15 protein-coding genes are annotated in these 23,211 nt (G+C 29.1%); 14 read left to right on the top strand and 1 reads right to left on the bottom strand.

What is annotated here, in order from left to right:
* The first annotated feature begins 131 nt into the window (after positions 1-131).
* The 7 genes from I2A75_RS10420 to I2A75_RS10390 all read left to right on the top strand — a co-directional run bounded on the left by I2A75_RS10420 (position 132) and on the right by I2A75_RS10390 (position 12,988).
* Positions 132-5,993 carry an immunoglobulin-like domain-containing protein gene (locus tag I2A75_RS10420; protein WP_195264403.1) on the top strand — a complete coding sequence of 1,954 codons (5,862 nt, stop codon included), beginning with the start codon at positions 132-134 and terminating at the stop codon, positions 5,991-5,993.
* A 394-nt stretch (positions 5,994-6,387) separates the two neighbouring features.
* On the top strand, positions 6,388-7,176 hold the full coding sequence (locus I2A75_RS10415) for an electron transfer flavoprotein subunit beta/FixA family protein (RefSeq protein WP_195264402.1): 789 nt from the start codon (positions 6,388-6,390) through the stop codon (positions 7,174-7,176).
* An 11-nt stretch (positions 7,177-7,187) separates the two neighbouring features.
* Positions 7,188-8,390, top strand: coding sequence for an electron transfer flavoprotein subunit alpha/FixB family protein (locus I2A75_RS10410; RefSeq protein ID WP_195264401.1), 1,203 nt, complete (start codon positions 7,188-7,190; stop codon positions 8,388-8,390).
* The gene (locus tag I2A75_RS10405; RefSeq protein WP_195264400.1) at positions 8,380-9,780 is read left to right on the top strand and encodes an FAD-binding oxidoreductase; all 1,401 of its coding nucleotides are present in this window, start codon (positions 8,380-8,382) and stop codon (positions 9,778-9,780) included. The genes I2A75_RS10410 and I2A75_RS10405 overlap by 11 nt, the downstream gene beginning before the upstream one ends.
* Positions 9,781-10,107: 327 nt before the next feature.
* Entirely contained in the window at positions 10,108-10,581 is a 474-nt protein-coding gene (locus I2A75_RS10400) for an iron dependent repressor, metal binding and dimerization domain protein (RefSeq protein ID WP_195264399.1), read from the top strand.
* Positions 10,582-10,671: 90 nt separating this feature from the next.
* Complete coding sequence (locus I2A75_RS10395; protein ID WP_195264398.1) at positions 10,672-12,114, top strand: FAD-dependent oxidoreductase; 1,443 nt, start codon at positions 10,672-10,674, stop codon at positions 12,112-12,114.
* Positions 12,104-12,988 carry a tocopherol cyclase family protein gene (locus tag I2A75_RS10390; RefSeq protein ID WP_195264397.1) on the top strand — a complete coding sequence of 295 codons (885 nt, stop codon included), beginning with the start codon at positions 12,104-12,106 and terminating at the stop codon, positions 12,986-12,988. The genes I2A75_RS10395 and I2A75_RS10390 overlap by 11 nt, the downstream gene beginning before the upstream one ends.
* A gap of 33 nt (positions 12,989-13,021) precedes the next feature.
* On the opposite strand, the gene pflB is transcribed toward I2A75_RS10390, so the two are convergent.
* Entirely contained in the window at positions 13,022-15,253 is a 2,232-nt protein-coding gene (gene pflB, locus I2A75_RS10385) for a formate C-acetyltransferase (protein WP_195264396.1), read from the bottom strand.
* Positions 15,254-15,482: 229 nt separating this feature from the next.
* Between pflB and I2A75_RS10380 the strand changes: the two genes are divergently transcribed.
* From I2A75_RS10380 to I2A75_RS10350, 7 genes are all read left to right on the top strand, one after another.
* Entirely contained in the window at positions 15,483-15,803 is a 321-nt protein-coding gene (locus tag I2A75_RS10380; RefSeq protein ID WP_195264395.1) for a (2Fe-2S)-binding protein, read from the top strand.
* Positions 15,804-16,016: 213 nt separating this feature from the next.
* The gene (locus I2A75_RS10375) at positions 16,017-16,769 is read left to right on the top strand and encodes a DeoR/GlpR family DNA-binding transcription regulator (protein WP_195264394.1); all 753 of its coding nucleotides are present in this window, start codon (positions 16,017-16,019) and stop codon (positions 16,767-16,769) included.
* Positions 16,766-17,671, top strand: coding sequence for a 1-phosphofructokinase (gene pfkB, locus I2A75_RS10370; protein WP_195264393.1), 906 nt, complete (start codon positions 16,766-16,768; stop codon positions 17,669-17,671). The genes I2A75_RS10375 and pfkB overlap by 4 nt, the downstream gene beginning before the upstream one ends.
* A 14-nt stretch (positions 17,672-17,685) precedes the next feature.
* Positions 17,686-19,557 (top strand): fructose-specific PTS transporter subunit EIIC, encoded by a 1,872-nt coding sequence (locus I2A75_RS10365; protein ID WP_195264392.1) that lies wholly within the window; start codon positions 17,686-17,688, stop codon positions 19,555-19,557.
* 301 nt (positions 19,558-19,858) lie between these two features.
* On the top strand, positions 19,859-20,446 hold the full coding sequence (gene rbr, locus I2A75_RS10360) for a rubrerythrin (protein ID WP_195264391.1): 588 nt from the start codon (positions 19,859-19,861) through the stop codon (positions 20,444-20,446).
* A 298-nt stretch (positions 20,447-20,744) separates the two neighbouring features.
* Positions 20,745-22,574 (top strand): ATP-binding protein, encoded by a 1,830-nt coding sequence (locus I2A75_RS10355; protein ID WP_195264390.1) that lies wholly within the window; start codon positions 20,745-20,747, stop codon positions 22,572-22,574.
* Positions 22,575-22,597: 23 nt separating this feature from the next.
* Positions 22,598-23,194: a response regulator gene (locus tag I2A75_RS10350; protein ID WP_195264389.1), complete on the top strand. Its 597-nt coding sequence runs from the start codon at positions 22,598-22,600 to the stop codon at positions 23,192-23,194.
* The last annotated feature ends 17 nt before the right edge of the window (positions 23,195-23,211 follow it).

The following is a 23,211-nucleotide window of genomic DNA, read 5'->3' as shown; positions in this document are numbered from 1 at the left end:
ATACAGGGCTTTTACTTTTTTTTGAAAGTATATAATAATTATTATTAATAAATATAAATTGTTCAGAATTTGTTTAGAATATTATTGTAATATGTGGATATACAAAAAAATAATAAAAAGGAGAATAAAGGATGAGGAGAAGCTTAAAAAATAAGAAAACTCTTGCATTAACTTTAGTAACATTATTTATATTAAATTTGATTGATGTTGGAAATATTGTTAAGGCAGAAGATAACAATGTAAATATTTCTTTGAAACCTCAGTACAATGCTGATATAGTTCTTACAGTTGAAGATTCAAATGTAGATCCATCGAATTTTGAAAAAGATTTAAGAAGTAAGCTCCAGGAACTTGGGGTAAAGGATTCTAGAATCAAAATAACTGGATTAAGGGCTGAGGAAGTAAGTGCTGAAGATACCTTTGCCTGGAAGATATATGATCATAAAGGTAACTGGGGAGAAATGAATTATCCAAATGGAGATGGGAAAGCGAATCCAAAAGATAATCAGCATATTATAGTAAAAGATTCAGGAAAAAATATAACTTTCTATGGATATGGACAACCTGGCTACAAGGATTTCATGTTTATGGAGAATAATTCTATGTCTAAAAAGACTTTTGATTTTGAAATTAATGAAAGTGGAATAAATTATCATAGCATGGAAGGTGGAGGATTCTTATTTAATTCTAAAATAGAAAATGGACTCCTAAGTGGTTATTGTATTTTATTTACCGAATACGGCATTAATTTATATAAGGTTATTAATATAAATGCTGAAAACTTCCATAATGAAGATTATGAATTAATGAGTCAATATCCAGGAGTAACATTAGTTAAAAACTATTCAAAGGATTCATCATCAAATCATACTATAAAAATAGAAGTTACAGAAGATACAATTAGTATGTGGGATAATGAAAACAAAACTATAGATTCAGAAAAATTAGATTCTAAGTTTGGTAATAGTTTTGGACCTATAGCTAGTTATGCGTCACATAATTGCAATATTTTATCATATTTTTCATTTAATAATCTAAGTATGCAAACTACTAATACAGTTAGATTTAAGGACTTAATAAGGCAACCTAAGTGGGATCTAAACTCAAAGAGATTTGTTGTAAATTTAAATGATACATCTGATGAGGATTTCCATAATGAGAGTACATATTCAGAAATTCAATCAAGAATAATTAGTGAAAATATTCACTACATAGGTTGGGGGACAGACCAAAATAAATCAGAAGCAAATGATTTAGTAAGTAAAAATAATGAAAATGGACTTTATGTTGATAATTTAGATTATAATCAATCAATAAATAAAATAGCTAGTTATATTTATGATAATTTAAAACAACAAAGTTCAGGAGAAACAAAAGTATTAATAGGACAACCTATGGATATAGATGTAACTCCAGAAAGCTTAAAACAAAATACTGCAGATGAGCAATATCCTTATGGCGGTTGGAAGCTAAACCATGATGAAACATATTATGAAAATGATACGGGTAAAGCAACATTTGATGGGCAATATATGGACAATTTAGATATGATATTCGAGAAAACTGGTAAATATGATATAACTTTCAAGGATAGTATAGTTAGCCCAAATGAAGTATATGCTCATAGAAGACCTATTGCAAATTTTGATGCTAATGTAGTAAAGTCAGATGAAGTTTATAATATAGAAATTAATGAAAGCTCTTATGATGAGGATGCTAAGAGTCAAGAAGATAAAGGAATTAAGGAAAAGATATGGAAATGGAGAGAAGCTGCAGCAAGTACATGGAATAGTGGATTAATTCCACAAGACTTAGAAGTTGATAAACAATACTTAGTAGAGCTACAAGTAAAGGATTATGATGATGTTTTAAGTATACCTTTAGTTAAATATATTTCAACTAAAGATGATGATACTGAAAAACCATTAGCTAATTTTATATTAACACCATCAATGTTCTATAAACCATTAATGAAGAACATAACGATGATAGATAATAGTTATGATCCACAAGGTAAAGAAATAACTGATAGGTTATGCACAGTAGAAAAAGATGGCAAAGTAGTATATTCAGGAGCAACTCCTATGATTGACTTTTCTGATAAGGAAGAAGGAGAGTACACAGTTTCCTTAAAAGTAAAGACTACAATTTGGTCAGAAGGTTTTTCAAGAACATTTACTGTAAAAGATGTACAAGATCAGGTAAATGAAGCAAATGGAGACGTATCTATAATATATGCTCAAGGTGATAATGAAGACAATGTAACTCAAAATTTAACATTGTCAACTACTGGAATGAATAACACCTTAGTTAGATGGAAATCAAATGATGTTTCGATAACTCAAACAGGAAAAGTTTCAAGACCAGGATTTTTAACTGGAGATAAGGTAGTAACTTTAACTGCAACGTTATATAACAATGGAGTGACTTCAACCAAAAAATTTGATGTTAAGGTTAAAGCATTACCTAATAATATTCCTACAGTTCAGGATTCAGAAAAGATTGGATATATAAATCAAAGTATACAGTTTGAAGATAATGATTTTATATCTAATTATAACGATATTGAAAAGAGTAATGAAGTATCAATAAAGGTTATTTCGCTACCTTCAAATGGAAAACTTGTTAATGATGGAGTTGATGTTAAAGAAAGTGATGTTATTTTAATTTCTGACATTTCAAAGATTACATTTGTACCATCAAAAGATTTCGTAGGTACTTCAACATTAGTTTATCAAGGATTTGATGGGGATGATTATTCTCAAGATGCTAAAATGACCATAAATATTAAAGATAATATTCCGCCAGTTGTAACAACACTATCTATAGAATCCAGTAATAGCAATAAAAATTATGCTAAGGAAGGAGATACTATTAAGATTAAATTTACAACAAATAAGATACTATCTGAAGCTCCTAAAGTAAATATTTTAGGTAATGAAATTATAGCAACTAGTACTTCTGAAAAATCATATGAGATAGTTTATAGTGTTAAAGGAGAAGATTTACAAGGGGTAGTAACTTTTGATATAAGTAAATTAAAAGATAATTATGGAAATGAATCTGAAAATATAAGTAATACTACAGACAATAGCTATGTTATAGTAGATACAATTGCACCAGTTATAGATGGTGCAGTTGAAGGAAGAAGTTATAAACCAGGTGTTATAATAACTTCAAATGAAGGAACATTGACTTTAAACGATTCACCTTTTGTTTCAGGAAACAAGATAGATAAAGATGGGATATATACGGTAAATGCAGTTGATACTGCTGGAAACTATAGTAAATTAAGCTTTGAAGTAGATGGAGTTCCACCAATAATATCAAATGTAAAAGATAATACAAATTATAATGTTTCTGTAAAGCCTACACTTAATGAAGGTGCGGCATTATTAAATGGTAAAGAATTTGTATCAGGAACAGAAGTTTCTAAAGAAGGAACATATAATTTAGTAGTTACAGATAGAGCAGGAAATGTTTCAATAGTTACATTTGCTATTGATAAAACACCACCTATGATTCAAGGGGTAATTGAAGGTGGACAGTACAATAAAGATGTAAATCCTACTTTTGATGAAGGAACAGCGACATTAGATGGTAAACCATATAATAGTGGAACTTCTGTAACTACTGAAGGTACTCACACTATATTAGTTACAGATAAAGCTGGAAATAAATCGGAGGTAACATTTATTATAGATAAAACTGTACCTATAATTACAGGGGCAGAAGATGGAAAGTACTATAATAATGATAGAAGAGTTGAATTTAATGAGGGAGTAGCACTATTAGATGGAAAGGAATTTACTAGTGGTACTATTATAAAAGATGAGGGTGAGCACTTAATAACTGTAGTAGATGCTTCTGGAAATCAAAAAAGCATTAAATTCGTAATAGATAAGACTACTCCGGAAATATATGGGGTAGAAAATGAAGTTAGCTACAAAGATAAAGTAGTTATAACATTTAATGAAGGAGAAGCTTTATTAAATGCGAACAAATTCAATAATGGCTCAGAAGTTACTGAAGAAGGAACTTATACTATAGTTGTTACTGATAAGGCAGGAAATTCTATTACAAAGACATTTGTAATAGATAAAACAAAGCCAGTTGTTACAAAGATTAAAGATGGTGAGACATATAAAGAAGATATGATTCCAGAATTCAATGAAGGAACAGCAACACTAAATGGAAAACCTTACACGCCAGGAAATAAGATAGATAAAGATGGAGAGTATATTTTAGTAGTAACTGATAATGCAGGGAATGAAACAGTAGTTAAATTTACAATTGATAAATCAATGCCGTTAACTTTAAATATTAATGGTAAAGTTTACTCTGCTAAGGGTGCTGAAGAAAATGCTAAATTAATTCTTGTTGATGTAGATGGCAGAATAGTTGATACTACAACTTCTTCTAAGGATGGAGGTTATAGTTTTAAAAATGAAAAAGTAGGACTTTATAAGGTAGTAGCTAATAAAGATGGAGCAGAACAAAGTGTGGATGTAAATTTACAACCATCTAAACCAACAGATAAAGAAAAAGTAGTAGATATATACTTATCAAAATATAAAGTAATAATAACTGCCGATCCAAATTCAATAGTTGGAGATGGAGAAGATAAAACAACATTAAAAGTTACAGTTTTAGATGAAAATAATAATCCAGTACCTGAAAAGAGTGTAACATTAGAAGTTTCAAATGGATCACTACTAAATGGAGATACAGTTATAACAGATAAAAATGGTAATGCTTTATTTACGTTACAATCTTCTAAAGTAACTGGTGATGATATGATTACAGTAACAGTTTCAGCTAAAGTAAATGGGCTAGATGTTCCTGTACAAAACAATGCAGTACTTCATTTTGCACCAGGAAGTATAAAGGGAGTAATTGTTGATAATAACACAGGTTTACCTATTTCAGACGCAGTAGTAGAGGTATCAAAAGACTTTGATAATAATGGAATACCAGAATTCTATGCAAAGGTAACTACAAAAGAAGATGGTAAATATAAAATTGCAATACCAAAAGGAAATGTAGCATATGATGTTAAGATAACAAAACCTATAAAGATAGGTAATCAAACAAAAATGGTAACGTTCCATCAAAAAACTAATGCTGGATCTGTTACATCAGAAGGAAAAGAAAATTATAATGCATCTAACACTGTTACAGGACTTCTTTTATTACAAAATCCTAACGGTGATATTAGTTCAATTGATGATTATTCAAACTATAAGATAATGATAGTAGATGAAAATGGAAACTCAGTTAGCGGAATCATTGAGGAAGGGGATCTAAATGACAAAGTTAATAGAGGAATATTTAATTTTAGTGGATTAGAAAAAAATAAAGTATATTATGCAAATGTTTATTATAATTTATCAAATGGATTAAAGATAAAAGTTGGTTCTTCAAAAATAAGAGTTAACAATGATGGAGAATTAAATATAGCAACTTGCTTAATAGATCCATATGGAGATATCATAGATAAAGAAACAGGAAAATTAATAGCTGGAGCTCAGGTTAAATTATATTATGCAAATACAGAAAGAAATAAAGCGAATGGAAGAAAGCCGGATACATTAGTAGAATTGCCAACTGTTAATGATTTTCCTCCAGCTAATAATTTAAACCCTCAAATTAGTGATGCTAATGGTAAATATGCTTGGATGGTATTCCCTTATACTGATTACTATATAGTAGCTACAGCAGATGGTTATGAAAAATATGTAAGTGATAATATTTCGGTAGAAGAAGAAATAGTCAGACATGATATACAAATGGAACCAATAAAAGTTTCAGAAAATAACAATATAGATACAATTACTAATGATTCTAGAGGAAATGATAATTCAGAAAATAGTAAATACGATACATTAGTAAATACAGGATCACAATTTGATAGTAAAGCACTAATAGTTTTAGGTGCTATAATGATAGTATGTGGTATATGTATATACAGAAGAAAAGAAATGATTAAGTAATATTTATTAAAGTTGACATGAATAAAAGTTTACTTTAGGTATAAAATGATAATCAAAAATAGGACGATCTATTCTTAATGGATAGGTCGTTTATTATTATATTTAGCTTATTCTGTAAAATAATATTAATATTTAATATTGAGTGATAATAGAGGGATATAGCTAAAGTTATTTATAATGTGTTATAAAAATAACTATTATAGACAAGTTGTATTAAAAGGTTTACAATTTGTTTGGGGAATATTATATAAAATATAAGTATTATTTACTAAAAGTAAAATAAATAGTATTTATAATTCAATATACAAAAATGTGTATATTGAATTAAGAAAATAGATGTTTTCTTAATTTATATGAAGAATTTAGAACATAATAAATCAGGGGAGATGAATATATGAACACTATAGTTTGTATCAAACAGGTACCAGGAACATCAAAAGTTGAAGTTGATGAAAAAACAGGAGTCTTAAAAAGGGATGGAATAGATACAAAGATGAATCCATACGATCTTTATGCATTAGAAACTGCCTTTAATATTAAAGAGAAAAAAGGTGGGAGTATAAGTGTAATAAGTATGGGGCCACCTCAAGCTATGGAGGTAATAAGAGAAGCTTTTTCAATGGGAGCTGATAATGGGGTATTAATATCAGATAGAAAATTTGCAGGTGCAGATGTTCTAGCAACATCATATACAATATCGCAAGGGATAAGAAAAACAGGAGATTTCGATTTGATTATTTGTGGTAAGCAAACAACAGATGGAGATACAGCTCAAGTTGGACCAGAGATAGCTGAGTATTTGGGGATCCCTCATGTGGCTAATGTTAGAAAGATATTAGAAGTAGAAAATGATTATATAACAGTAGAAATGGACATGCCTAATACAGTGGAAATTGTTGAGGTTAAATATCCTTGCTTATTAACAGTAGAAAAGGATATATTTGAACCAAGGTTACCGTCATATAGAAAAAAGATAGAATCAAAGGATAGAGAAATTAAAGTAATATCATTAAGTGATTTTGAAGATAAAGATGAAAATAAATATGGTTTGAATGGTTCTCCAACTCAAGTTGAAAGAATATTTCCTCCTGAATCTAATTCTAGTCATGAGAAATGGAATGGGAATTCAGATGAAATAAGCAAAAATATATTTAATAAGCTAAAAGAATTAAAGTTTATTTAGGAGGAATATATATGTCTAAGTTAGTTGTAAATCAAGATAAAGTAGTAAATATAGATGAGATTATTAAAATTTGTCCATTTGGAGCTTTAGAAAATATTAATGGTAAATTAGATATTAATTCTAATTGTAAGATGTGTAAGTTGTGTGTGAAGAAGGGACCCAAAGGTGCTGTAGAATATATAGAAGAAGAAAAAGTATTGATAGACAAGAGTAAGTGGAATGGAATAGCAGTATATGTAGATCATGTTGATGGAGATATACATCCTGTTACATTTGAACTTATAGGAAAGGCTAGAGAGTTAGCTAGTAAAGTAAAACAAGAAGTATATTGCATATTTATAGGTCATAACATAATTAAAAAAGCAGAAGAATTATTACATTATGGAATAGATAAAGTATATGTATATGATAATGATAGTTTAAATAATTTTAGAATAGAACCATATACAGCGATGTTCGAAAGTTTCATAGATGAAGTTAAACCATCTGTTATATTAGTTGGAGCAACTACTGTTGGAAGGTCACTAGCACCAAGAGTAGCAGCAAGATATAGAACAGGTTTAACAGCAGATTGTACAGTTTTAGATATAAAGGAAAACACAGATTTAATACAAATAAGACCAGCTTTTGGCGGAAATATAATGGCTCAAATAATCACTCCAAATTCAAGACCACAGTTAGCAACAGTTAGATATAAGGTTATGTCTGCACCAGAGAGAAATAAAGAATCTACAGGAAAGTTAATACTTTGTGAAGTTAATAAAAACAAGTTGTATTCAAATATTAATGTAAAAAGTGTAGAAGTTAAAAAGAAGGAGCATAGCATATCAGATGCTGATGTTTTAATTGTAGCTGGAAGAGGAGTAAAGTCAGAAAAAGACATGAATATGATAAGAGAGTTAGCAGATTTACTTGGTGGAGAAGTTGCTGTTACAAGACCATTAATTGAATCAGGATGGGAAGATGCTAGTAAGCAAGTTGGATTAAGTGGAAGAACTGTTAGAGCTAAATTAATAATAACATGTGGAGTCTCTGGAGCAGTTCAATTTACTGCAGGTATGAATAATTCTGACTATATATTTGCTATAAACAATGATGAAAAAGCACCAATATTTAAGGTCGCACATTATGGAATAGTAGGAGATATATATGAAATAGTCCCTAAATTAATTAAAATGATTAAGGGAATTGGAGGGGAAGAATATGCAATATAATAAAGTTTTAGAAAAAAATATAGAGGAAATAAAAGCATTAATAAATGATAATGATAGAATCTTTTATGGGGAAAATATAAATGAAGATTATAGCCATGATGAATTAGGTTTTGTTAGAAAGTTTCCAGAAATAGTAGTTAAGGTTTCCACTACTGAAGAAGTATCAAATATCATGAAGTATGCTTATGAAAATAATATACCAGTTACAGCAAGGGGATCTGGAACTGGGTTAGTTGGAGCGTGTGTACCTCTTAATGGAGGAATAATCATAGATTTAAGCGGGATGAATAACATATTAGAGTTAGATGAAGAAAATTTAACGCTAACAGTAGAGCCTGGGGTTTTACTAATGGAAATAGGAAAGTTCGTTCAAGAGCATGATTTATTTTATCCACCAGATCCAGGTGAAAAGACAGCTACAATAGGAGGCAATATAAGTACTAATGCAGGTGGAATGAGAGCGGTAAAATATGGAGTAACAAGGGATTATGTTAGAGGTCTAGAGGTTGTTACTCCAAAAGGAGAAATTATAAACTTAGGAGGAAAAGTTGTTAAAAATAGTTCAGGCTATAGTATTAAGGATTTAATAATAGGATCAGAAGGAACATTAGGAATAATAACTAAAGCAACTCTGAAATTATTACCTTTACCTAAAAAATCTATAAGCTTATTAGTTCCATTTAAAGAATTAGAAACTGCAATAGAAACTGTACCTAAAATAATTAAATCAAAAGCAGTACCAACAGCTATTGAGTTTATGCAAGGTGAAGTAATACTTGCAGCAGAAGAATATCTAGGTAAGAAATTTCCAGATCATAGTTCAGATGCTTATTTATTATTAACTTTTGATGGTAATTCAAAAGAGGAAATAGAGAAGAATTATGAAAAAGTTGCAGATATATGTTTAAGTGAAGGAGCTATAGATGTATTTATATCAGATACAGAAGAAAGACAAGAGGCTATTTGGTCTGCAAGAGGAGCTTTTTTAGAAGCTATAAAGTCATCTACAACTGAAATGGATGAAGTAGATGTAGTAGTTCCAAGAAATAAGGTTGCTGGGTTTGTAAAGTTTACTCATAAGCTTCAGGATGAGTATGAAATAAGAATAAAGAGTTTTGGACATGCTGGAGATGGAAACCTACACATTTATATACTAAGAGATGATTTAAGTGAAGATGAATGGCAAATAAAACTTAATAAAGTAATGAAAAGAATGTATGATAAGGCTAAAGAATTATCGGGACAAGTTTCTGGAGAGCATGGTATAGGATATGCAAAAAAAGAATATTTGAGTGATTCTTTAAGTGATGAAAATATCTCAATCATGAGGGGAATAAAATCAGTATTTGATCCTAAGAATATATTGAATCCAGGGAAAGTATGCTATTAAGATATAAATGAAGTAGTCTTAAAAATATATTTAATGTAAAAATTAATTTAGTCATTTCAAGTAAGAGTATTATATTGGGCAAGTTAATTTATTATTTTTATAAAGGGGGTCGCGAAACGCGACCCCTTTTATAAACCGGTAATTTTACTAGCTTAAAAGAGTTTTAAAAATTAAATAGAAATTTTTATTTATTATTTAACTAGAAGAATATATAGTTAAATTCATTAGGTTAGAATAAATACTTATATAAAATATATGCTTTTATAAGAATCTTATAGTAGTTAGTTAAATATAATATAAAGATAGGTACGATATGGAGGGTTAGATATGAAGGGAAGTGAAGAGTTTTATACTTTCAATAACTATTTAAAGAACGATGGGGGATTAATTACAGCTTCAATGGAAGACTACATAGAGATGATATATAGATTATCAGAGAATAAAGGATTCACAAGGGTAGGTGATTTATCAAAAGCTTTAAATGTAAAGCCAGCCTCAATAACAAAGATGGTAAAAAAATTAGATGAATTAAATTTAGCCAGCTATGAGAAGTATGGTTATGTAAAATTAACTGAAAATGGCAGTGGTTATGGTGAATATTTATTAAATAGACATAATACAATAGAAAAGTTTTTAAAAATATTAGGGGTGTCAAAATACTTATTACAAGAAACAGAAAAAATAGAGCATGTTTTAAGTAAAGAGACTTTTGATAGAATGATAAATTTCATAGAAGTAGTAGAAAAATATCCAGATATAAAAGAGAAAATAGATGGTAATTTTATAAAAAGTAAAAATTGATTGTTAACTATCAATTTTATTAATCACCTTATTTTTAATTTGTTTAATTACTAAAATTAATGGAATAATAACATATGAGGTGATATTTTTATGAAATCCGTTTGGAGTAAAAGTTATGATATTAAGAAAAGAAATCATTTAAAGGGAGATATAGAAGTAGAGGCAGTTGTTATTGGAGCTGGTATAACAGGATTATTAACAGCATATATGCTAAAGGAAAGGGGGGTAGATGTTATTGTTATAGATAGGGGGAAAATATTGAATGGAAATACTAAGAACACCACAGCTAAGATAACAATACAACATAATATAATATATGATAAGCTTATTAAGGAATTTGGTGAAGATAATGCTAAAAAATATGCTAAGGCCAATCAATTAGCTATAGAAACATATCAAGAAATAATAGATAGTAATAATATAGATTGTGATTTTGAGAGAGAAGATGCATATGTTTATAGTTTAGATAAACCTGAAAAAATAGAAAACGAATATGAAGCTGCAATAAAAATTGGTATAGATGCAGAATTAGTAGATGAAATTGAATTACCCTTTAAAATAGCAAAGGCTGTAAAATTCAAGAATCAAGCACAATTTAACCCTGTAAAATTTTTAAACTATATAGCTAAAGAATTAGTTATATATGAAGACACTAAAGCTTTAGACATAAAAGAGGACACTATTATAACTAATCATGGAAATATAAAAGCTAAAAGTATTGTAGTAGCAACTCATTTCCCAATTATTAATACACCAGGATATTATTTTATGAGAATGCATCAAGAAAGAGAACATCTAATCGCACTTAAAGATGCTCAGATTATTCATGGAATGTATGTGGATGAAAATGAGGGAGGATATACATTTAGACGATATGAGGATCTACTAATTTTGGGGGGAATCTCTAAGAGAACTGGAGATAATGAATTAGGTGGATCTTATGATAAGCTTAGAGATTTAGCTAATAAATTGTATCCTAATTCAATAGAAAAATATAACTGGTCAGCTCAAGACTGCATGACTTCTGATGGAATTCCTTATATAGGGATTTACTCTAAGGAAATGCCAAATGTTTATGTAGCTACTGGATTTAATAAATGGGGAATGACATCATCTATGGTTTCAGCAATAATTATTAGTGATATGATAGTTGGTGTGGATCATGACTTTTACGATATATTTTCTCCAAGTAGATTTGATATGAGTGCATCAATAAAAAATCTAGTGAAGGATGGATTTGAAACAACATATAATTTTATAGCGCAGAAAATACATATACCAATGCAAACAATAGAACATGTAAATAATGGTGAAGGTGAGATAGTTATCTATAATGGAGAAAAAGTTGGAGTATATAAAGATGAATCAGGAGAAGTTTATACAGTTTCAACAAAGTGCCCGCACTTAGGCTGCGAGTTAAAATGGAATGCGGATGATTTGTCTTGGGATTGTCCTTGCCATGGATCAAGATTTGATTATAAAGGGAATTTATTAGATTCACCTTCCATAAAGGAATTGAAGTATGAAGAATAAAAATTCATATAGTAATAAGAAAGGATTTTTTGAGGGGTGGTATTTTAAGCAGCAATTTGGTGATAATAGCATAGCTTTTATTCCAGGTATAAATATTGATAAAAGTGGGCTAAAGTATGCATTTATTCAAGTGATAACTAATGACAACTCTTATAATATAAAGTACGATTATAAAGATTTTTCAATAAGCTATGATAAATTAACTATTAAAATAAGAGATAATATATTTTCTAAAAAAGGATTGATATTAAATATAGTTAGTAGTGGGATAAAAATAAAAGGTAAGTTAAGCTATGATAATATTACTACAATTAAAAATGATATAATGGGTCCATTTGCTTTCTTTCCATTAATGGAATGTAGTCATGGAGTAATAAGTTTACATCATATAGTTAATGGAAAATTGAATATAAATAACGAAGAAATAATAATAAAAGACGGAATAGGGTATATTGAGAAGGACTCAGGAAAATCATTTCCTAAATCATATTTATGGATTCAATGTAATAGTTTTAAAAATACAAAGTCAAACATCATGGTTTCTATTGCAGATATTCCATTTTTAGGATTTGAATTTAAAGGATGTATTGCATCAATTTTATATAAGGAAAAAGAATACAGATTAGCAACTTATAATGGAGTTAAAATATTACATTATAATGAAAATGGTTTGATTATAAAAAGGGGAAAATATAAATTGGAAGTAGAAATAAATGAGAATTACCCTCAAAAACTACTAGCTCCTGATGGTGGAGAAATGATAAGAACAATTTATGAAAATATATCTTGTAAAGCAAGGTTTAAATTTTATAAGAAAGATAATTTACTTTTTAACTTAGAGAGTCAAAAAGCTAGTTTTGAGTATGTTAAGTAAAAAGGGACTTAGTAATACTAAGTCCCAAATAAATTACATTGATTTATGGAATGTTCTATTTATAACATCTAATTGTTGTTCTCTTGTTAACTTAATGAAGTTTACAGCGTAGCCTGAAACTCTTATAGTTAATTGAGGATATAATTCTGGATGATCCATAGCATCTAATAGAGTTGCTCTATCAAATACATTTACGTTTAAGTGATGAGCATTTTGACCAAAATATCCATCCATTAATGAGCTTAAGTTTCTAATTCTATCTTCAGGATTCTTTCCTAAAGCATCTGGAATTATTGAGAAAGTATTTGATATACCATCTTGTGAATGCTCGTATGGTAATTTAGCAACTGAGTTTAATGATGATAATGAACCGCTGTTATCTCTTCCGTGCATTGGGTTAGCTCCTGGAGCAAATGGTTCTCCAGCTTTTCTTCCATCAGGAGTAGTACCAGTCTTCTTACCATAAACAACATTTGAAGTTATTGTTAATACTGATTGAGTATGGTAAGCATTTCTGTAAGTCTTGTTTTGTCTTATTTTATTCATCATATTTTCAACAAGATATACAGCTATATCATCAACTCTATCATCATCATTTCCGTATTTAGGGAAATCACCTTCGATTTCGAAATCTACAGCGATACCTTCATCATTTCTTATTGGCTTAACTTTAGCATATTTAATAGCTGAAAGTGAGTCAGCACAAACTGATAATCCAGCAATACCACAAGCCATTGTTCTAAATACGTCTCTATCATGTAAAGCCATTTGTAACTTTTCATAAGAATACTTATCATGCATGTAGTGAATAACATTTAAAGTATTAACATAAAGGTTAGCTAACCAATCCGTCATTATTTCAAATTTATCCATTACTTCTTCGTAATTTAAATACTCACTAGTTATTGGAGCTAGTTTTGGACCAACTTGCATTCCATACTTTTCATCTCTTCCGCCGTTTATAGCATAAAGTAAAGTTTTTGCTAAGTTAACTCTAGCACCGAAGAATTGCATTTGCTTACCAACTTTCATTGCAGATACACAGCAAGCAATTGCATAATCATCTCCCCAATAAGGAGCCATTAAATCATCGTTTTCATATTGAACTGAACTTGTATCAATAGAAACCTTTGAACAGAAATCTTTAAATCCTTGAGGTAATCTTGTTGACCAAAGTACTGTTAAATTAGGTTCTGGTGATGGTCCTAAAGTATATAGTGTATTAAGAATTCTGAAAGAGTTCTTAGTAACTAATGTTCTTCCATCTAATCCCATACCACCAATTGACTCAGTAACCCAAGTTGGATCTCCTGAGAATAAATCATTATATTCTGGAGTTCTTAAGAATTTAACAAGTCTTAATTTCATAACGAAATGGTCAACTAATTCTTGAGCTTCTTCTTCAGTAATTAATCCTGATTTTAAATCTCTTTCAATATATATATCTAAGAAAGTTGAAGTTCTTCCAAGTGACATAGCAGCACCATTTTGGTCCTTTATTGCACCTAAGAATCCAAAGTATAACCATTGAATAGCTTCTTTAGCATTTTTAGCTGGTCCAGATATATCAAGACCATAAGTTTCAGCTAATCCTTTTAATTCTTTTAAAGCAACTATTTGATCAGAAAGCTCTTCTCTTAATCTAATAATATCTTCATCTATACATCTAACTTCTAAGCTCTTTTTTTGAGCAATTTTATCTTCTATTAATCTGTCTACTCCATATAGAGCAACTCTTCTATAGTCACCAATTATTCTTCCTCTACCATAAGCATCAGGAAGACCTGTGATAACACCAGATTTTCTTGCTAATCTCATTTCGTCAGTATAAGCATCGAAAACACCTTGATTGTGAGTTTTTCTATATTTGCTAAATATTTCTGAAATTCTTGGGCTTACTTCGTAGCCATAAGATTTTGCAGCATTTTCAGCCATTCTAATACCACCAAAAGGCATTACAGCTCTTTTTAATGGAGCATCAGTTTGAACACCAACTATTTTTTCAAAAGCTTTATCTATATATCCAGCCTTATATTCGTTAATACCAGAAATAGTTTCAGTATCAACATCTAAAACCCCACCATTTTCTCTTTCTTTTGTAAATAATTCACTAACCTCATCCCATAACTTTTTTGTAGCATCTGTAGCACCAACTAAAAAGCTATCATCCCCATTGTATGGAGTATAGTTTAATTGTATAAAGTTTCTTACATCAACAGATTTAGTCCATTGACCTTCTTTAAAATTGATCCATTCTTGCTTCATATAATGCACCCCTTTTTCTAACATTTATAAACATTAACTTTTATTGGAAGGAATTCTCAATAAATAATATTTATCACGTAAATTCTAACATTAAAATGCTCTTATTGCAATAAATTAATACCTAAACAAGACGATGGGAATAAAAAAAATTAATTAATAAAATATATTGAATAATAGATATTGTCGATATATAATATTAAGGATATAAATTTAATTTTTGGAGGATCTTATGGCTGGAGATAGAAAGATTTGCAGATGTAGAAATGTAAGTTATTTAGATATAAGAAAAGCAATGAAAAGTGGTGCGAGAACTTTAGATGAAATAATGGATCAAACTGGAGCTGCAACTTGTTGTGGCGGTTGTACAAGCCAAATTCAATCAATTTTAGGTTCTGTATGTGGTTGTAATAATGTATCATTAGAAGACGTAGTAAATGCGGTTAATAATGGTGCAGACACAGTTGAAAAAGTTGGGGAAGTAACTAAAGCAGGAACTACTTGTGGAAGATGTAAGGGGTTAATCGAAAATATTATTGAATTAAAAAGATAAAGTATATTTTGCTATTAATTACACGAAAATAAACCTTAGGGAATAAAATCCTTAAGGTTTTTCTTTTTAAATAGTATAAAATATAGATAATTATGAAGTAAGTGGTTATAAATATATTTATATAAATGAAAATGAATGAAAGTGAATGAAAATGAATGAAAGTGGTTGAAATTGATTTTGAAAAGTTGTATTATTTAGTTGGGAGTGATGTTGGTGTTAACTGAAGAAAGACATAAGATTATATTAGAAGAGATTAGAAAAAAATCTGTAGTATATGTAAATGAACTTGTAAAGATGCTAGACACTTCGGAATCTACAATAAGGAGAGATTTAAATTTTCTAGATGAAGTCGGAAAATTGAAAAAGGTTCATGGTGGGGCAACTACATTAGAAAGAGAGTTTCATACTAAAGATGATTTAGTATCTATAAGGGAAACGCTAAATATTGATGATAAAGCTATTATTGCAAAATATGCAGCAACTCTTATTAAAAAAGACGATTTTGTATATATAGATTCAGGTACAACAACAAATTTAATGATTGATTTTTTACAAGAGAAAGAAGCAATATATGTTACTAATGGAATAAATCAAGCAAATAAATTAATAAGTAATGGATTTAGAGCTTATATACTTGGCGGGGAGATAAAAGATTCAACAGAAGCTATAGTTGGAGTGGAAGCTATAAATAGCTTGAAAAGATATAATTTTACTAAAGGTTTCTTTGGAACAAATGGGATATCTGACTATAGAGGATATACTACTCCTGATATAAAAGAAGCATTAGTTAAAGAAGAAGCTCTAAAAAGAACAAGGAATCCATATATTTTAGCAGATAAGACTAAATTTAATGAAATTAGTTGTATAACTTTTGGAGAAATAGAGGAAGCAGTGATAATAACAACAATATTAGAGAATACTAGTTATTGTGATAAAGCAGAAATAGTGGAGGTTTTAAAGTTATGATATATACTATAACTTTTAATCCAGCATTAGATTACATAGTAAGAGTCCAAGACTTTAAACTAGGTAAAGTGAATAGAACTTCTTATGAAGAAGTTTATGCTGGAGGCAAGGGAATAAACGTTTCTATAGTACTAAAGAATTTAGGTGTAGAAAATGTAGCACTTGGATATATTGCGGGTTTTACTGGAGATGAAATAGAGCGTAGAATAAAAGATTTTGGATGCAATACAGATTTTATAAAGCTTAATAATGGAATGTCTAGAATAAATGTTAAATTAAAATCTAATGAAGAGTCAGAAATAAATGGCCAAGGTCCTAATATTTCAGATAAAGATCTAGAGGAACTATATGAAAAGCTAGAATTATTAAAATCAGGTGATATTTTAGTTTTAGCAGGTAGTATTCCTGCAACTCTTCCTAAAAATATATATGAAGTAATAATGGAAAGGTTATCTAATAAAGGTATAAAGTTTATTGTTGATGCAACGGGTGAACTTTTATTAAATGTATTAAAATACAAGCCGTTTTTAATTAAGCCTAACCATCATGAATTAGCAGAATTATTTAATACTACTATAGAGAATGAAGAAGATATAGTGATTTATGCCAAAAAGCTTAGAGAAATGGGAGCCAAAAATGTTTTAATTTCTAGAGCGGGTGATGGAGCTATATTTGTAACAGAAAATGATGAAATAATTAAATCAGATGTACCTAAAGGAAAATTAATTAATTCAGTTGGAGCGGGAGATTCAATGGTAGGAGGCTTTATAGCTGGATATCTAAAAAATAATAGATTAGAAGAAGCTTTTAAAATGGGGGTTGCCACTGGAAGTGCAAGTGCATTTTCAGAAGGGTTAGCAACAAAAGAAAAAGTTTATGAATTGTTGAATCAAATATTATAATTTGGAGGATTGAAATGAAAATTACAGATTTATTAAATAAAAAATCTATAGCAATAAATCCTAAAGTTACTTCTAAGGAAGGAGCTATTGATAAATTAGTTGACTTAATGAGTTTATCAGAAAATTTAAATAATAAAGGTGAATATAAGAAATCTGTTTTAGCCAGAGAAGAACTTAGTACAACTGGTATAGGAGATGGAATTGCTATACCTCATGCTAAAACAAGTGCAGTCAAGGATGCTGGATTAGCAGCAATGGTAGTTAATGATGGAGTTGATTATGATTCTTTAGATGGTCAACCAGCAAAGTTGTTTTTTATGATTGCAGCACCTGATGGAGAAAATAATCTTCATTTAGAGGTTTTAGCGAGATTATCAACTATGCTAATGGATGAAAACTTCAGAAATGGATTATTAAATGCAAAATCTGCAGAGCAGTTTATAAAATTAATAGACGATTTTGAAAACGAAAAGTTAAATAAAGATAAAGTGGAAAGTAAAGATGGATATAAAGTTTTAGCTGTAACAGCATGTCCAACAGGAATAGCTCATACTTATATGGCAGCAGAAAGCTTAGAAGGAAAAGCTAAAGAAATGGGTGTTTCAATTAAGGTAGAAACTGATGGTTCGGGTGGAGCTAAAAATGTATTAACAGCAAAAGAAATAGATGAAGCAGAATGTATTATAATTGCAGCTGATAAAAAAGTAGAAATGGCAAGGTTTGAAGGGAAAAAAGTAATTCAAACTAAAGTTGCAAACGGAATACACAAAGCAGAAGAGTTGATAAATAGAGCTACTGCAGGAGATGCACCAATTTATCACCATAATGGAGCAAAAACTTCAGAAGAAGAATCATCAGGAGAAAAGGATAGTATAGGGCATCAAATTTACAAACACCTTATGAATGGGGTATCTCATATGTTACCATTCGTAATAGGCGGAGGTATTTTAATAGCTTTAGCATTCTTATTTGATGACTATAGCATTGACCCAGCAAATTTTGGTATGAATACTCCATTCGCAGCCTTCTTAAAAACAGTTGGTGGAACAGCGTTTGATTTCATGTTACCTATATTAGCTGGATATATAGCTATGAGTATAGGTGATAGACCAGCTCTAGCAGTAGGATTTGTTGGGGGTATGCTTGCTAATAAAGGTGGTTCGGGTTTCTTAGGGGCCTTAATAGCAGGTTTTATAGCAGGGTATTTAATAGTTGGATTGAAGAAGTTGTTTGAAAAGTTACCAAATAGCTTAGAAGGTTTAAAACCGGTTTTATTGTATCCTTTCTTTGGAATTTTATTGATCGGTGCAATAATAATGTTTATAATCAATCCACCAGTGGCAGCTGTGAACAATGGAATTACTAATGTTTTGAATAATATGGGTGAGAGTAGTAAGATATTACTTGGTGCAGTTTTAGGTGGAATGATGGCATTTGATATGGGTGGCCCTTTAAATAAAGCTGCATATGTATTTGGGACAGCATCATTAGCTAGTGGACAATTTGAAATTATGGCAGCAGTAATGATTGGTGGTATGGTACCTCCTCTTGCCATTGCTTTATGTACTACATTCTTTAAAAAGAAGTTTACAGCTAAAGAAAGACAATCTGCAGTAACAAACTATATTATGGGATTATCATTTATAACAGAGGGAGCTATACCTTTTGCAGCAGCGGATCCATTAAGAGTGATACCATCTTGTGTGCTTGGTTCTGCAACAGCAGGAGCTTTGTCAATGTTCTTTGGTTGTGCTTTAAGAGCACCTCATGGAGGTATATTTGTTCTTCCAGTTATAACTAATCCATTAGGTTACTTTTGTGCTTTAGTTATTGGATCATTAGTAGGTATGATTGTATTAGCGGTATTAAAGAAAAATAAAAATTAATTATAAAAATTAATTATAAAAAATAGTTGTAAGTTTAATCTTATAACTATTTTTTTTTGATAAGTATATAAAATGTATTATTATGGTAATAATAATGAATGATATTAGTGTAAGTAAAAATGAATTAAAGGTAGAAAAATAAATTAAGGAAATGAAAAAATGAAGGAATATTTAGAAAAAAGCAAAAATAAAATATTTATTGAGGTTATTTATTGAGTATCCAATTTGCTAATTAATCTCAGATGTAATATAATGGAAAAGTGGTTAAATAACTAAATCTATAGGTAGGAGAGTGGATAAAATGAAGAGTTTAAAGGGAACTAAAACAGCAGAAAATTTAATGAAATCTTTTGCTGGAGAATCACAAGCAAGAACTAGATATACTTATTATTCAAGTGTAGCAAGAAAGCAAGGATATGTACAAATTGCAAACATATTTATGGAGACTGCAGAGCAAGAAAAAGAACATGCAAAAAGATTTTATAAATTTTTAAAAGATGATTTTGCTGGAGAGGCTATAGAAATCAATGCTGGTTATCCAGTAGATTTATATGATGATACAGCCAAAAATTTAAGAGCAGCAGCTAAAGGAGAACATGAGGAATGGTCTCATGATTATCCAGAATTTGCAAGAGTAGCAAGAGAAGAAGGATTCCCAGCTGTAGCAGTAGCATATGAAAGAATAATAGAAGTAGAAAATATGCATGAAAGAAGATATAATAAGTTATTAAAAAATATAGAAGAAGGAAAAGTATTTAATAAGGATGAATCAGTTTTATGGAAATGTACTAACTGTGGATATATCTTTGAAGGTGAAGAAGCTCCACAAGTATGTCCAGCATGCTTACATCCACAAGGATACTTTGAATTATTTGCAGAAAACTATTAAAAATATTATATGAAAGGCTTAGGAGCTAATATTCCTAAGCTTTTTATATATTAAAATGTAAAAGTTCAAAGTTTTAAAATGTGATTATAGATTTTATTTAATATTTAAACCTTTAAAAAGTATGTCCATTCTATATATCTCTTAAACTTAAATATATAAGTTCTAATTGAGGCAAGGGAATAATTGAATTATATATGATCAAATTTATAAAAGAAAAAAATAATTGTGGAATATATATTTGTGTATTATGTATAATTAATATAATCAAAGAACAATATTTTAAAATTGGAAGGTTAAAATGATGATTAACTCTTTAAAAAAAAGATTTACAATTATATATAGTATCCTTGTAATAATAATTATATTGGTAGGATTATTTGCAGTTATTAATATGTATAATATTAATAAATCTACAAATGGATTAATTACTAATAATTATAAAAGTATTAATACAAGTAACAAGATGATTGATTGTATTAATAGTCAGGATAAGGCTATATTAATATACTTGCAAGGAAATAAAGATGAAGCATTAAATTTATTTCATGCAACTGATGATGAATTTTATAAATGGTTTTATGTTGAGAAAAGTAATATAACGGAGCCTGGAGAATTAGAATTAGTGGATAGAATAAACTCTCAATATATAGAGTTTAGTAAGTTGTTTTCTGGGCTACAAGATTATAATAATGGCCAAAATCATGATGAATTAGTTCAAATTTACTATCAAAAAATATCACCACAAATAGATTTGCTAAATAAAAGTTTGAAAGAATTATTTGAATTAAATGAAGATATTATGCTTAAAAAAGAAGGTGCTCTTAGAAGTAGTTCAGAATCATCCATATACTTCATTATATTTATATCACTTGGAGGAGCTATAATTGGAGGATCAATAGCTATGTTCTTTACCAATAGATATTTCAATCCAATACATTTATTAATAAATACAATAAAATCTGTAAAGGCAGGAGACTTAAATAAGCAGTCACCTGTAATCTATGATGACGAAATAGGATTATTAGCAAAAGAATTTAATAATATGACAAATAGATTATATGATTTTGAAAAGAGCACAGAGGGAAATTTAGTCGCTGAAAAAAATAGATCTTTAAGCATAATTAAAAGTATATCAGATCCGATAATATTGTTGGACGATAGATTTAGAATTAAATTTATAAATGATGAAGGAAAAAGCTTCTTTAATATTGATGAAGAACACTGCATTGATAAAAGTTTCTTTGAAGTTATAAATTTATCTAAGGTTTACAAATATATAAAGGAATCTATTAATAAAGGTAGTGAAAATAGAGAGGAATTAATTGAAATAAAAAGAAATAATAAAAAATATTTTTTTAATATAACTTCAACTATAATAAAAGGATCAGAAGAGAAGATTGATGGGGTAGTAGTATTATTTAAGAATATAACTGGACTGAAGGAATTAGAAATTATAAAAGCAGATTTTATCGGGACAATATCTCATGAATTAAAAACGCCATTGACATCAATAATGATGGGAGTTGGACTTATAAATGATAGTAATATAGGATCATTAAATAGCAAGCAAAGAGAAATTTTAGAAACTATAAAAGAAGATGTACAGAAATTAAATGATTTAGTATCAAATTTATTAAAGATATCACATATCCAATCAAACAAGACTTCTTTTAATATAAGAAATAATGATATTAAAGAATTAATAAAGAATTGCTTGTATAATTTTATTCCTTTAGCAAAAGAGAAGGGAATAGAATTGAAATTAAATTTAGAAGAAAGATTGCCTGATGTTATGATGGATGAAGAGAAAATAAAGTGGGTATTGAATAACTTGCTATCTAATGCTGTTAGATATACAGAAAAAGGTTCTATAAAAATAGATGGATATATTAAAGAAAATAATATATGTGTATCTGTAACAGATACTGGAAGAGGAATTCCAAGTAATTATTTAGAAAAAGTATTTGAGAGGTTTGTTAGAGTAGAAGGATTTGAAATACCAGAAGAGAGTACAGGGCTTGGATTATCTATAGCAAAAGAGATTGTAGAGATACATGGGGGGAAAATATGGTGCGAAAGTAAGGTTGGATATGGAAGTAAATTTATATTTACTATTCCACTATCCTAAAGAAGTAGTTTAGGAGTGATTATATGAAAAGAGTTTTGGTAATTGATGATACAAAGAATATAAGAATATTATTAAGTACTTGTTTAGAATTAAGGGGTTACGAGGTAATCACAGCAGATAGTGGAGCAGAGGCGTTAAATATAATAAATAATACAAATGAAGTAATAGATTTAATATTTTTAGACATTAGGATGCCAGGAATAAGTGGAACTGAAGTGTTAAAAAATATTAAAGAGATTAGAATAAATTGCCCTGTTGTTATAATGACAGCTTTTGCAACAGTAAAGAACGCAATAGAATGTACTAAGTTAGGTGCAGTAGTATATCTTCAAAAGCCATTTTCACCTGACAGAATAAACATTGTGTTAGATGAAATAGAGGGGAAAAGTATACAAAACAAAAATGAAAGTAATTTAGATTTAATTATAGCAGAAGTAAGAAGCCTTTTAGCTCAAAATGATATGGATAAATACAATAAAATACATGAATTATTGAAGGAAATAATAGGGATGGATCCATATAATAAAGAAGTATATTTAATGATAAGTAAGTTTAATGGACTAATTGGAAATAAAGTAGAAGAGCAAAGATTTAAAGATATATATGAATTGTTTAATTAGGAAATTTAAGTACGACT

It is taken from the genome of Clostridium sp. 1001275B_160808_H3 (genome assembly GCF_015550425.1).
Lineage (GTDB): Bacteria > Bacillota > Clostridia > Clostridiales > Clostridiaceae > Clostridium.
This window is presented reverse-complemented; position numbering and strand designations above follow the sequence as displayed.

Bases quoted from the DNA above. Each gene is read 5' to 3' on its own strand.
- I2A75_RS10420 (WP_195264403.1), top strand. From the start codon at position 132: ATGAGGAGAAGCTTAAAAAATAAGAAAACTCTTGCATTAACTTTAGTA.
- I2A75_RS10415 (WP_195264402.1), top strand. From the start codon at position 6,388: ATGAACACTATAGTTTGTATCAAACAGGTACCAGGAACATCAAAAGTT.
- I2A75_RS10410 (WP_195264401.1), top strand. From the start codon at position 7,188: ATGTCTAAGTTAGTTGTAAATCAAGATAAAGTAGTAAATATAGATGAG.
- I2A75_RS10405 (WP_195264400.1), top strand. From the start codon at position 8,380: ATGCAATATAATAAAGTTTTAGAAAAAAATATAGAGGAAATAAAAGCA.
- I2A75_RS10400 (WP_195264399.1), top strand. From the start codon at position 10,108: ATGAAGGGAAGTGAAGAGTTTTATACTTTCAATAACTATTTAAAGAAC.
- I2A75_RS10395 (WP_195264398.1), top strand. From the start codon at position 10,672: ATGAAATCCGTTTGGAGTAAAAGTTATGATATTAAGAAAAGAAATCAT.
- I2A75_RS10390 (WP_195264397.1), top strand. From the start codon at position 12,104: ATGAAGAATAAAAATTCATATAGTAATAAGAAAGGATTTTTTGAGGGG.
- pflB (WP_195264396.1), bottom strand. From the start codon at position 15,253: ATGAAGCAAGAATGGATCAATTTTAAAGAAGGTCAATGGACTAAATCT.
- I2A75_RS10380 (WP_195264395.1), top strand. From the start codon at position 15,483: ATGGCTGGAGATAGAAAGATTTGCAGATGTAGAAATGTAAGTTATTTA.
- pfkB (WP_195264393.1), top strand. From the start codon at position 16,766: ATGATATATACTATAACTTTTAATCCAGCATTAGATTACATAGTAAGA.
- I2A75_RS10365 (WP_195264392.1), top strand. From the start codon at position 17,686: ATGAAAATTACAGATTTATTAAATAAAAAATCTATAGCAATAAATCCT.
- rbr (WP_195264391.1), top strand. From the start codon at position 19,859: ATGAAGAGTTTAAAGGGAACTAAAACAGCAGAAAATTTAATGAAATCT.
- I2A75_RS10355 (WP_195264390.1), top strand. From the start codon at position 20,745: ATGATGATTAACTCTTTAAAAAAAAGATTTACAATTATATATAGTATC.
- I2A75_RS10350 (WP_195264389.1), top strand. From the start codon at position 22,598: ATGAAAAGAGTTTTGGTAATTGATGATACAAAGAATATAAGAATATTA.